The organism is Staphylococcus gallinarum, assembly GCF_000875895.1.
Taxonomy (GTDB): Bacteria; Bacillota; Bacilli; order Staphylococcales; family Staphylococcaceae; genus Staphylococcus; species Staphylococcus gallinarum.
Genome location: NZ_JXCF01000007.1, coordinates 580503 through 592572 on the forward strand (window position 1 = coordinate 580503; position 12070 = coordinate 592572).

At 33.5% G+C, this 12070-nt stretch carries 12 protein-coding genes; 1 reads left to right on the plus strand and 11 read right to left on the minus strand.

The annotated features are described in order from the left end of the window. Window positions 1–114: 114 nt before the first annotated feature. Entirely contained in the window at window positions 115–903 is a 789-nt protein-coding gene (locus tag SH09_RS06545; protein WP_042738822.1) for a TIGR00282 family metallophosphoesterase, read from the minus strand. 161 nt (window positions 904–1064) lie between these two features. On the opposite strand from SH09_RS06545, the gene SH09_RS06550 reads away from it, so the two are divergent. Beyond that, on the plus strand, window positions 1065–1280 hold the full coding sequence (locus SH09_RS06550; RefSeq protein WP_042738823.1) for a hypothetical protein: 216 nt from the start codon (window positions 1065–1067) through the stop codon (window positions 1278–1280). A 191-nt stretch (window positions 1281–1471) separates the two neighbouring features. Here SH09_RS06550 and rny read toward each other — a convergent pair whose 3' ends face one another. The 10 genes from rny to SH09_RS06600 all read right to left on the minus strand — a co-directional run bounded on the left by rny (window position 1472) and on the right by SH09_RS06600 (window position 12069). After that, window positions 1472–3031 (minus strand): ribonuclease Y, encoded by a 1560-nt coding sequence (gene rny, locus SH09_RS06555; RefSeq protein WP_042738824.1) that lies wholly within the window; start codon window positions 3029–3031, stop codon window positions 1472–1474. Between the two features lie 402 nt (window positions 3032–3433). Then, window positions 3434–4480: a recombinase RecA gene (gene recA, locus SH09_RS06560; RefSeq protein WP_042738825.1), complete on the minus strand. Its 1047-nt coding sequence runs from the start codon at window positions 4478–4480 to the stop codon at window positions 3434–3436. A 168-nt stretch (window positions 4481–4648) separates the two neighbouring features. Further along, window positions 4649–5797 carry a CinA family nicotinamide mononucleotide deamidase-related protein gene (locus SH09_RS06565; protein WP_042738826.1) on the minus strand — a complete coding sequence of 383 codons (1149 nt, stop codon included), beginning with the start codon at window positions 5795–5797 and terminating at the stop codon, window positions 4649–4651. A 188-nt stretch (window positions 5798–5985) separates the two neighbouring features. After that, a complete protein-coding gene (gene pgsA / locus SH09_RS06570; RefSeq protein WP_042738827.1) occupies window positions 5986–6564 on the minus strand; it encodes a CDP-diacylglycerol--glycerol-3-phosphate 3-phosphatidyltransferase in 579 nt (192 codons plus the stop codon). Window positions 6565–6601: 37 nt separating this feature from the next. After that, window positions 6602–6994 carry a helix-turn-helix domain-containing protein gene (locus SH09_RS06575; RefSeq protein ID WP_042738828.1) on the minus strand — a complete coding sequence of 131 codons (393 nt, stop codon included), beginning with the start codon at window positions 6992–6994 and terminating at the stop codon, window positions 6602–6604. Between the two features lie 39 nt (window positions 6995–7033). Then, window positions 7034–7864 carry a DUF3388 domain-containing protein gene (locus SH09_RS06580; protein WP_042738829.1) on the minus strand — a complete coding sequence of 277 codons (831 nt, stop codon included), beginning with the start codon at window positions 7862–7864 and terminating at the stop codon, window positions 7034–7036. Window positions 7865–8061: 197 nt separating this feature from the next. Then, complete coding sequence (ymfI, locus tag SH09_RS06585; RefSeq protein WP_042738830.1) at window positions 8062–8766, minus strand: elongation factor P 5-aminopentanone reductase; 705 nt, start codon at window positions 8764–8766, stop codon at window positions 8062–8064. Window positions 8767–8769: 3 nt separating this feature from the next. Then, window positions 8770–10056 carry an EF-P 5-aminopentanol modification-associated protein YfmH gene (yfmH, locus tag SH09_RS06590; protein WP_042738831.1) on the minus strand — a complete coding sequence of 429 codons (1287 nt, stop codon included), beginning with the start codon at window positions 10054–10056 and terminating at the stop codon, window positions 8770–8772. Next, entirely contained in the window at window positions 10053–11345 is a 1293-nt protein-coding gene (yfmF, locus tag SH09_RS06595; RefSeq protein ID WP_042738832.1) for an EF-P 5-aminopentanol modification-associated protein YfmF, read from the minus strand. The genes yfmH and yfmF overlap by 4 nt, the downstream gene beginning before the upstream one ends. Before the next feature lie 10 nt (window positions 11346–11355). Next, on the minus strand, window positions 11356–12069 hold the full coding sequence (locus SH09_RS06600; RefSeq protein ID WP_042738833.1) for a GntR family transcriptional regulator: 714 nt from the start codon (window positions 12067–12069) through the stop codon (window positions 11356–11358). Window position 12070 lies beyond the last annotated feature (1 nt).

Here is a 12070-nt window from a genome sequence, read left to right on the forward strand (position 1 = left end):
ATCATCTTGCCTCCTAGTGGTATTAATAATTCATCTTTCATCATATCAAAATGAACCACCCTTTTACTATGTAAAGAGTGGAACATTTTAAAAATCATACTAATGGACGATAGCTTAAAAAGGGTGATCATCATTAATTAATACGCGTTCAATATGTGTCGTTTTACCTTCTTTATTTAAGTCGATAATAACACCAGACAACACACTTCTACCTTCATCAGGTACAACATGTCGTTGTGGCAGACTCGTTAAAAATCGATTAATCACTTCAGCACGATTAATTCCTAAAATGCCATCATAATACCCTGTCATTCCAACATCGGTAATGTATCCTGTACCTCCAGGCAAAATTCTCTCGTCAGAAGTCTGTATATGTGTATGTGTACCAACAACTGCACTTGCTCTGTTATCTAAATACCAGCCCATAGCATTTTTCTCAGATGTTGTTTCTGCATGAAAATCTACAAAGATATAATCTGTTTCTTGTTTCGCTTGTGCAATTAATTCATCTGCTTTGGTAAACGGATCATCAATATCTTGCATAAATGCACGACCTTGTAAGTTAATTATTGCTAATTTCAACTCATTTATTTGAATGAATCGCATACCGACACCGGGTGCTGCATCCGGGAAGTTAGCTGGGCGTACCATGCGCTTAGCATCATCTATAAAATCATAAATTTGTCTTTGACCATAGGTGTGATTACCCATTGTCATGAAATCTACGCCTTCTCTTAATAGTTCTTTATAAATTTTCTCGGTTAAACCTTTTCCGTGTGCAGCATTTTCTGCATTCACTATTGTAACCGTTGGGCGATGTGTTTGCTTTAACTTCGGTAAATATGTTTTAATAGCATCTCTTCCTACCTTACCAACAATATCCCCAATAAAAAGTATTCTCATTAACAGTTCATCCTCTCTTACTGATAGTTTAATGTAATTTTTTTATTATGAAAAGTGAATGTGAAAAATATATTCAATTTTCTAAGTTTTAAAGTGATATGACGTGGTAAATAATGTACTGTAACATTAATTTAACTAGATATAGGAGTTGTAATTTATAAATGTCAATAAATATTGATCCACAAAAATTTGCTGACTTAGTAGTTACAGCAAATCCATCAAAAAGTGACAATCCAGAAGATATCGCTAAAGACAGTTTAGAACTCTATGTAAATGCCTATCGATTAGCCGAAAGACATTCTAACATTTCAACAAACTGTTACGACACAGCTGAAGTTTTAAAAGAAATTAAAGCAGCAGATTTAGAATTAACTTAGTACTTATTAATTGCTAATTGAAGATAATTTATTTATATCCAAGCTATACTTCAACAATAAAAGCTATCCTCAAATATTTGAGGATAGCTTTTATTGTTTTCATAACTACTAACATTATAAAAAGTTAAAGCCTATCCAAAATCATGGATAGGCTTTAACTAAGTTCTAGAATTCATTAAATATCTAGAACGTTATTTTGCATATTCAATTGCTCTAGTCTCTCGAACAACTGTCACTTTTATATGACCAGGATATTGAAGTTCATCTTCAATTTGGTTTTTAATATCTCTTGCTAAGCGGTGTGATTTTAAGTCGTCGATAGTATCTGGTGATACAATAACTCGAATCTCTCTACCAGCTTGGATAGCAAATGCTTTTTCAACACCATCATAACTTTCTGATAATGTTTCAAGTCTTTCTAATCTTCTTATATAATTTTCTAATGTCTCTTTACGAGCTCCAGGTCTAGCGGCAGATAATGCATCCGCTGCTGCAACCAAAATAGAAATTATTGAAGTAGGTTCAACATCACCATGGTGGGAATGAATTGCATTAATAACTGTTTCACTTTCAGCATATTTCTTAGCTAATTCAACTCCTATTTCAACATGGCTACCTTCAGCTTCATGGTCAATCGCTTTACCAACGTCATGAAGTAGACCAGCACGTTTAGCTAATGTAACATCTTCACCCAATTCTGCTGCTAGCATACCTGCTAAATGAGCAACTTCAACTGAATGTTTTAGTACATTTTGTCCATAGCTTGTACGATACTGTAAACGACCTAAGATTTTTACTAAATCTGGATGCATATTATGTACATTTATTTCAAATGTAGCTTGTTCCCCAGCATCTCTAATAATATCGTCTACTTCTTTTCGAGCTTTATCTACCATATCTTCAATTCTTCCAGGATGGATACGTCCATCTGAAACAAGATTTACTAATGCTGTTCTAGCAATTTCACGTCTAATTGGGTCAAAACCAGAAAGTATAACTGCCTCTGGCGTGTCATCTATAATTAAGTCAATACCAGTTAACGTTTCTAACGTTCTGATATTCCTTCCTTCACGACCAATGATTCGACCTTTCATTTCATCATTCGGTAAATTAACAACTGATACTGTTGACTCGGAAGTATGTTCCGCAGCTAAACGTTGAACAGTTGTTGCTAATAATTCTTTAGCATTTTTATCGACTGCTTCTTTTGCTTCTTTCTCTTTTTCCTTAACAAGTATTGCAATATCTTGTGACAATTCATCTTCTACTCTTTGAAGTTGTTCTTGTGCTGCTTCTTCTTGAGAGAGACCAGAGATGCGTTCTAATTCTTGTTCATGCTTATTTATTAACGTTTGAACACTACTCTCTTTTGCATCTACTTGTTGTTGTCTTTCTTCAAGTTTAGATTCTTTTTGCTCTAAAATCTCATCTTTTTTGTCTAATAGATCAGATTTTCGCTCTAAGTTTTCTTCTTTTTGAAGAAGTCGGGCTTCTTGCCTTTGAAGATCACCACGTCTTTCACGAAGTTCATTTTCACTTTGTTCTTTTAAGATTTGATTTTCTTCTTTAGCTTCAAGGAGCTTTTCCTTCTTGATATTATCTGCTTCTTTTTTACCTTGTTCGACAATATCTTCGGCAGTTTGTCTTGCTTGTAATTGCTTTTGATGCAATAAATTACGGGCTATAATATACCCTACAACAACTCCGAGAATAATACCTAGCAAAACGAGTAGGAGGCCTAATAAATTCACACAAACACCCCCTTTTTTCTAGGATTTTGCTCTGTATATCAAATTCAATATGATTATATGAAGTTATATAAGAATCATACAATGTAATTGTACGGTTTAAAGACAAGAAGTGTCAAGGTTTCCACCTACATAAATTCAATATTAGAGACCTCTCTTTTACACTTTATTTACTATAGGTGTTGATAACACACGATTCGCCTTATTTTATGGAAAATCAGAATAAAATTTTTCACATAAATTTAAATTATTATTTTACTACTTTCAGTATAATTAGTACCGTATTCAAACGTTAGACACTCAATTTGAAAGCTTTTTATAAAAATATCCCGAGATTAGATATCTGCTAATCTCGGGATATGACACGTGCTTTAAAAATATTTGCATGTATGCACTAAGTTCAACTTATTCATCTTCAAATAGTGAAGTTGGTTGTTCTTCTTCACTCTCTTCGACATCACCATCAAATATACCTAAAGTTTCACGTAACTTTTGATTGATTTCATTCTTAACTGCTGGATTTTCCATAAGGTAAGTCTTAACATTTTCTTTACCTTGCCCCATGCGTTCTCCATTATATGAATACCAAGCACCTGATTTATCAACGATTTCGTTCTCAACGCCTAAGTCGATTAATTCACCTTCTTTAGAAATACCTTTACCATACATAATATCAACTTCTGCAATTCTGAAAGGTGGTGCTACTTTGTTCTTAACAACTTTAATCTTAGTTCTATTACCAACAATTTCTTGACCTTGTTTCAATTGTTCTGCACGTCTAACTTCTAAACGAACTGAACTATAGAATTTCAGTGCTCTTCCACCAGGTGTAGTTTCAGGGTTACCAAACATAACGCCGACCTTTTCACGAATCTGGTTGATGAAAATTGCCGTCGTATTTGATTTAGAAATGGCACCTGACAATTTACGTAACGCTTGTGACATAAGTCGTGCTTGTAAACCGACATGCGTGTCACCCATTTCTCCTTCTATCTCTGCTTTAGGTGTTAAAGCGGCTACCGAATCGACAACTACAATATCTACTGCACCACTACGAACGAATGCTTCTGCAATTTCTAGCCCTTGTTCACCATGGTCCGGTTGTGATAAGTATAAATTTTGGATATCTACTCCTAATGCTTCAGCATACACTGGATCTAGCGCATGTTCTGCATCGATAAATGCAGCTACACCACCATTTTTTTGTACTTCAGCAATAGCATGCAATGCTACAGTAGTCTTACCAGAACTTTCTGGTCCATATATTTCTACAATTCTACCTTTAGGGTAACCACCTACTCCTAAAGCATTATCTAATGTGACTGAGCCACTTGAAACACTTGAAACTTTACGTGCTTTATTGTCACCAAGTTTCATTACTGCGCCTTTACCAAATGACTTCTCCATATTTTTAATTACTGTATCTAAAGCTTTTTGACGATCGTTATCCAATGCTGGACCTCCTAAATGAGTTTTGTCTCTGAAAATTATCTTACCCATACTATACATGTATTTTTATTTTAGTGCAAGCATTTTGCGAATATTTGTTCGCTAAAAATACTGTTCGTTTTGTCTAATATAGAACACACGTACTGTTCAAAAACAAAGATAAATATTGATTTATTGGGATTTTAAACGATTTAACAATCTAATTAATACATAATTTTGTGTTCGGTGTTTAAGTAAATTGCGTTGTTGTATCATTTTAAAATGTTGTACAGACAATTTGCCTTCCTTAAGAACGCCTAAATACACCGTATCTTTATTATATAGTAATGATATTGCAACTTCAGATTTATATAAATCCTTTACAATATTCGTTGAAATTGATAATTGTCTCTTTATATCCAAGTCATTACTTATAAATTGGTTATTATGTGGCAACATGCCTAATAAGCGATCTTCTTGGTCAAAATCTTTTAAACGAGAATATAAATCTCCATCAGTAACACCATCATATATCGCAAATGTACGTTCGATATTTTGCATCAATGCTTGTTCTAACTTAATATCGTCAGAACCATAATAGAAATCACCAATTCTCTTTAGAATCTCTGTTTTAATTGGATCAATCAAAGCTTTACAGTTTTCAACTGTTTCACCATTTGCAGTTAGTCTGATATTCACTTCATGAGTACCTGCTAAAGGTGCTATTGTAGGATTTGTTTGATTATCGATTAAATCTAATAATTCTGTTTCAACTTTAGATTCACCGATACCAGCGAAACGCAGTAATTCTGAGAAGATAATTTGTTCGCCATCTAATAAATATGGCAATAGTTCATTTTTAGCCATAGGTTGCATTTCTTTTGGTGGCCCAGGGAGTAGAATCACTTTCTTATCCTTATGTCTAACTAACATACCTGGCGCCATGCCAAATTTATTTTCTAACACTTCTGCCCCTTCTATTACAAGTGCTTGTTGACGATTATTAGGCGTCATTTCAACGTTTTGCTTGATAAAATACTGTTCAATATCTTCTAAAGCAGCACTATCTGTTACTAATTCACGACCAAGCACCTCCGCTACTGTATGCTTTGTCAAATCATCCTTTGTAGGACCTAAACCACCAGTTAGAATCACTGCATCATTGTTGTCTAGTGCTGTATTGAATACACGTTTTAAACGTTCTGGGTTATCACCAATAACTGCATGTTCCACCACACTGTGACCAATCCCATTTAATAATTGTGATAGATATTGACCATTGGTATTAGCAATTTGTCCTAATAATAATTCAGAACCCACTGCGATTATTGATATATTCAAGAAAACTCCTCCTTCATACAAGCTACACTATATTTAACATAGTTAAATTATAAAACGAAGTACAAGCAAAAACGAAATATTTCGTTTTTAATTGATAAAAAAGTATGGTTAGTCTTTTCAAATCAAAAAAAGTCAGATGATTTATCTGACTTTAGTAACTTTTAAATGCTTTCGACAGCATTTTGACATTATTTAGCTTTAAACACATCTCTACCTTTATAGAAATATTCAATTCCAGATAAGATTGTAAAGAATACACCGATATATAATAATGTTTGACCTAGTGAAAAACCAATCCAATTTGCAAGTGGATCGCCTAATAATATCCAAACAATTGCTACCATTGTAACGGCCGTTTTGATTTTTCCTAATTGTCCAGCAGCACTGACAAATCCTTGCTCAATTTGCAATAATCTTAAACCTGTGACTGCAAATTCACGTGCAATGATGATAATTGCTACAACCGAGTTTGTTAAATCAATTTGTACCAATGCTATTAATGCGCTCGACACTAGTAATTTATCTGCTAATGGGTCTAGAAATTTACCCATATTGGTAACTAACTCCCACTTTCTAGCAAGATAACCATCTACAAAGTCACTCAACGATGCAATGATAAAAATAACACCACTAATCAATAATTCAATTCTAATATCATTTCCACCGATAAAAGAAACTTTACCAAAACCAAAATCTGCTAATGCAAATACCATAAACACTGGAATTAGTATAACTCTAAAAACGGTTATCCAATTCGGTATATTCATATAAAATGCCTCATTTCTATTTATAACTTAAATTCATCTACAAGAATAATACTGCTAATACCCACAGTATAGCTGTAACAATAACTATAAAACTAACGACTACAGCAAGTTGTAGTGGTTCTTTATCTTTACTTCTATATGTTGGTTTATGCTCACCTGAAAAAGCCGCAATGACTTGATCCAAATCATAATCCGCATTGGGAATTTCTTCTTTGTGTGCTTCAATAAGTTGATCCGAATCGATATTCACTGCCTTAGCATACTTTATAATAAAGCCTTCAGCATAGTTTTGATTTTTCAGTGAAGCAAAATCATTATTTTCAATCAATGTCAGTGTTTTTCTTTTAATTTGTGTACGAGACTCTAATTCATTTAATGTCATACCTAAACGCTCTCGGCGACCTTTTAAAGTTTGACCTATTGAATTCAAAGTTGTAAAGCCTCCTTTAATAAAATGTAATTAATTTGATTATTCAAAAAAGCCAAAACCACCACCAAAACCATCATCGCTAAAGTCTAAATTGTTTTTACTTTTAACTGTTTGTTTTTTCATTTCTTCATAATGGATTTCTTGATTTTTATTTTCTCTTAATTCAATAATATAATCAAAATCTTTCATTTCGTAATCACTTGTTTCAACAAATAAATCTGGATGCTCAACTACCTTAATAGCCGGCAAACTCATTACTTCCTTCACAAGATCCTGGTGCTTTTGACTTGATTCACGTGCTGTAACTGCACCGTCAATAATATAGACATGGTCTGAGTCATATTCACCTTTAATCAACGAACTTCTCACAGTTTGCTTGATTAAAGTAGAACTGATAAACAACCATCTTTTATGTGCACAGACACTTGCTGCAACGATAGATTCTGTCTTTCCTACCCTTGGCATACCCCTTATACCAATTAATTTATGACCATCTTCTTTAAATAATTCAGCCATAAAATCGACAAGTAACCCTAAGTCTTCACGTTCAAAACGAAATGTCTTCTTGTCATCGGCATCTTGCTCTATGTATCTACCATGACGGACAGCTAAACGATCACGCAGTTCTGGCTTTCTCAATTTAGTAATCGAAATATCATCAATTTCCATTACAATGTTTTCAAAGCGATTTACCTTTTCTAAACTATCAGTCTTGATAAGTAAACCACGTCTACTTTCTTCAATACCGTTTATAGTGACAATACTAATCCCCATCATACCAAGTAAACTTGAAATATCACCTAATAATCCAGCACGGTTCATTGTTATCTCATATTCTAAATACCATTCTTTTCTAGTAGCGACTGCCATGAAATAAACACCCCTTCGTTTCAAAACAACAGTTATTATTTATAATAGCTTTGATAAAAATAAACGTCTAGTAGAAACAATAAATTAAAATTTATTATAAATATAGAGCTATTCATTTGTTACTTTATCATTTATTGTAATCACATTATAGCACTGAATGTACATGAGTTGGATTGTTTTTTCAACAGTATTTAAATTTATAAATACCAAGCTCCATTGACTTTTTGAACAGTACCCGTGATGCTCTTGGCATAAGGATGACAAAGATAACTACATGTATGCGCAATTTCTTGAGGGTCAATCAAACGCTGTTGTGGCAATGATTCAACCATTTCTGTTAATGTATCATCATCAAATACTTGTGTCATGCGCCCACTGACAAAGCCAGGTGCAATCGCATTAACTGTAACAGTGCTTAAGGCCAATTCTTGACTCAGCGCTTTAACAAAACCGATTTGTCCAGCTTTCATTGCGGAATACACCGATTCTAAACTCGCACCAGTTTCACCCCAAATGGATGAGACTACAACAATGCGACCGTTTATACTTTGTCTCAATTGATCAATAAAGTATCGACAAATACGCATGAGTTGACGAAGATGTAACGTATAACTTTCATCAATCATCGCATCTGTCATATCTTGTAACATACCGTATAAAGCTTGCCCACTGGTGTATATCAAACAGTCTAAATTTTGAACAAAATAAAAATATTTATCTAAATTGTCTACTTTACTTAAATCACATTGTACAAATTGTACTGCTTGTCCTTGATAGTGCTCTTGTAATGATGATAAATCAGCTTGATTGTAGTGAACAATAACTTCATAGCCATCAGACAATAGGCGTTCGGTAATCGCTGTACCAATTGACCCAGAGCCACCAATCACTAATGCTTTCATGTATTATTTCATCTCCAGTCGACTGTCGACCATCTGTTCTAGATTCAGACAAGTCTCCGCTGTTTCATTCACACTTTCCAAAGTAATACTTTCTACTATGTCTAATAAATCAAATAGACTGACACCTTCAAAGTGAAGTTTTGTATATTGATTTGCTATATACTCTGGAGAATTTAATCCTGAAATAAATTCTCCTATAAATTGTTTCTTCAATAATTCAAATGCATCATTATCCTCAATATTACCTAACTTATGCTCTAATTCGGTAAGTAATAATGCTTTTAATTCATCTGGTTTTTGTGTTGCACTTGTCACGATAGAGAAACTGTATGTAGGTTCAAGTACAAATTGATATCCAAATGTCTCGTCAATTAAATCTTGATTGAGTAACGTTTGATAAAAATCTGTCTCTTCACCGAATACCATCTCGAAAAAGAGTGTCATTTCAAGGTCACGACGTACGTATGTCTCTGATGGTTCATTCTGTGGAACCTTATTTTTAAATCCAAGCATTAGTCGTGGTGATTGTAATTTCATTGTCTCAGTTACAACCGATTCACTTACTTTCTCTTGTTCAATCAGAGGATCTCTCACTATTTCAGGTTGATACTCTTTATCTCTCATATCCTCATGTTCAGCTACGACACGATAAATATGCTCAGGATCTACATCTCCAACAACGAATAGCACCATATTTGACGGATGATAAAATGTTTCATAGCAAAGATATAAATCATCTTTAGTAATTTGATAAATACTTTCAACACTACCTGCAATATCGACACGAATTGGATGTGTTTGATACATTGCTTTTAGCGTGTTAAACATTACTTTATATCCTGGCTGTTCTTGATACATTTTAATTTCTTCAGCAATAATACCTTTTTCCTTATCAACAGTTTCCTTTGTAAAGTAAGGTGTCTCTACCATAGTCAATAATCGTTTAATATTGCGATCCACGTTATCAGTCGCACTAAACAAGTAACTTGTACGGTCGAAACTCGTAAAGGCATTAACTTGTGCATTATCTTCTGCAAATGCAGTAAACAAATCTTCTTCTTCATTTTCAAATAATTTATGTTCTAAAAAGTGCGCCACACCGTCTGGTACTGTTACATATGTATCACTGCCATGAGGCTTAAACTTATTATCTAACGATCCAAATTGAGTAGTATATGTGACAAAGGTCTTTTGGAATCCTGCTTTTGGAATAATAAATACCTTCAAACCATTTTCTAATTCTGCTTCAAAGACCCGCTCATCTATTTGATCATAGTATGTTTCCTTCACGATTCACTACCTCCTTTCGTCAATATATATATCGTATCGAGCACTGTTGCTTGTGCAACCTTGATGACATCTTCTCTTGTAACATGCTCTATTCCTTCAATATACATATCTTCGGTTAAATCCTCATTTAATAAAATATTATTATTTAAAATCTCAATAATACTCTTTGCTCTATCTTGTGACTCTTGTCTTTGTGAAACGATAACCTTTTTGGCTAATGCCAATTTACTATCATCAAATTGACCTGCTTGGATTTTATTAAATTCTTCAATAATGGTATCTTTTGCAACTTCATATTTATCACTCGAAACACCACTTAATACAAACATATATCCATTTTTACCATCAATTTGAGAATGAATCGAATACGCTAAACTTTGTTTTTCACGGACTTCATTGAAAAGTACTGAAGAAGGGTCGCCTCCAAACATAATGTTAAATACAACCACTGCAAAATAATCTGCTTCTCCATATACTGTTGGCAGTTTAAAGCCCATATTTAACTTAGCTTGGTCTACGTCATCTTCTTCAAGGATTGTCTGAGGCAACTCATGATTCGTTAACATTGGTGTCACAGTAGTAAGTTCAAATGGTACTGTTTGAATATTAAAATATGTGTCTATTTGAGATTTTACTGTTGTTTCATCCACATTACCGACTACATAAACGGCACAAAAGTCGTCAGATAACATAGATTGATATGTATGGTATAAGGTTTCCGGTGTTATGTTGTTAATATATGAAACTTGACCAGTTGCAAGATGTCTGTATGGGTGATCTCCAAACATATGCTTTAATAAATTTAAAAATGATATCTGTGATTTATTATCGACCATAGCTTCTAATTTCTTGGCTAATAATGTTTTTTCTTGTGCTACAAAGTTCTCATTGAACTGATTGTCATTTACGAGAGGATTCCAAACAATTTCCTTTAGTAGTTGTAATCCCTTTTCAAAAAGAGGTGTTTGATCCTTTAAGTAACGTTCATTTACGAGTTCTAAAGATATGGTAATTACATGTTTATCTTTAAATTTTGTAACGAAACTATTAACATATGCACCATATAAATTAGACAAATGACGATTAAAGTCTTTATCCGTCGGCCATTTTTTAGTTGCTCTCACTAATAATTTACTTAGTACTGACCTTGCTGTCATGGTTTCATTATCTAGTGGTGCCATAAACTTTAACGTAATGGTGGTTGTCTTAAATTTAGACGTTGGCATTACTTTGATATGTAAATCATTTTGTTGTGTGTTTTTATTCAAATTGTCATGCCTCACTTTCATAATTTTGTTATTATAATCTATTTCTAACCGTTTTGAATTTAACTAAACTACTTTTGAAATAATTAAAAGAATAAAATATTGGTTTTTCATCTTGATCATAGTGCACGAGCTTTAATAACATTAAACCTTCATGTGGTGATGCATCTAATACATCCGAAATATGCGGTTCATAACTTATCGACTCTATTTCTGTTTCAGCATATGCTATCTTTGTCGATGAATTGAGTTCGATGGCTTCTAATAATGACTCATTACTATTTTGATATTGAGCACAAGTTAGTAGTCGTGTCGGCACCTTGTCTAAACAGTAAACAACTGGTTGTTTATCTGCCGTTCGAATACGTTCGATGATTGTGACATAATCCTTTTCAGGTAAATTTAAAGTTGTCGCATCTAACGAAGTTGAAGGCTTTTCATCAAAACTAATGAATTCTGTTCCAGGTTCATAACCCTTTGCTCGAATCATTTTACTGATACTAACTAACTCACCTAATGGATAAAGGAATGGGTGCTGTGATTTAACACTCGCACCTTCCTCTAAATTATTTGATAACACTTGTTCAGTAATGAGTTCATCAATAGCATCATAAACATCGTCTGTTTTCACATTTAGCTTTCTTGCTATAGCAAGGTGACTTGGTAACTGCTCACCATATTGAAAATCACCTGATTTAATTTGCTGTATTAACCATTCTTTGACTTTATAAACTGAAGTAAGTTCCATA

What these genes read in the sequence shown, in the direction of transcription:
- SH09_RS06550 (WP_042738823.1), top strand. Translation starts at nt 1,065, where the DNA reads ATGTCAATAAATATTGATCCACAAAAATTTGCTGACTTAGTAGTTACA.
- SH09_RS06545 (WP_042738822.1), bottom strand. Translation starts at nt 903, where the DNA reads ATGAGAATACTTTTTATTGGGGATATTGTTGGTAAGGTAGGAAGAGAT.
- ymfI (WP_042738830.1), bottom strand. Translation starts at nt 8,766, where the DNA reads ATGAAAGCATTAGTGATTGGTGGCTCTGGGTCAATTGGTACAGCGATT.
- SH09_RS06600 (WP_042738833.1), bottom strand. Translation starts at nt 12,069, where the DNA reads ATGGAACTTACTTCAGTTTATAAAGTCAAAGAATGGTTAATACAGCAA.
- SH09_RS06580 (WP_042738829.1), bottom strand. Translation starts at nt 7,864, where the DNA reads ATGGCAGTCGCTACTAGAAAAGAATGGTATTTAGAATATGAGATAACA.
- pgsA (WP_042738827.1), bottom strand. Translation starts at nt 6,564, where the DNA reads ATGAATATACCGAATTGGATAACCGTTTTTAGAGTTATACTAATTCCA.
- yfmF (WP_042738832.1), bottom strand. Translation starts at nt 11,345, where the DNA reads ATGAAAGTGAGGCATGACAATTTGAATAAAAACACACAACAAAATGAT.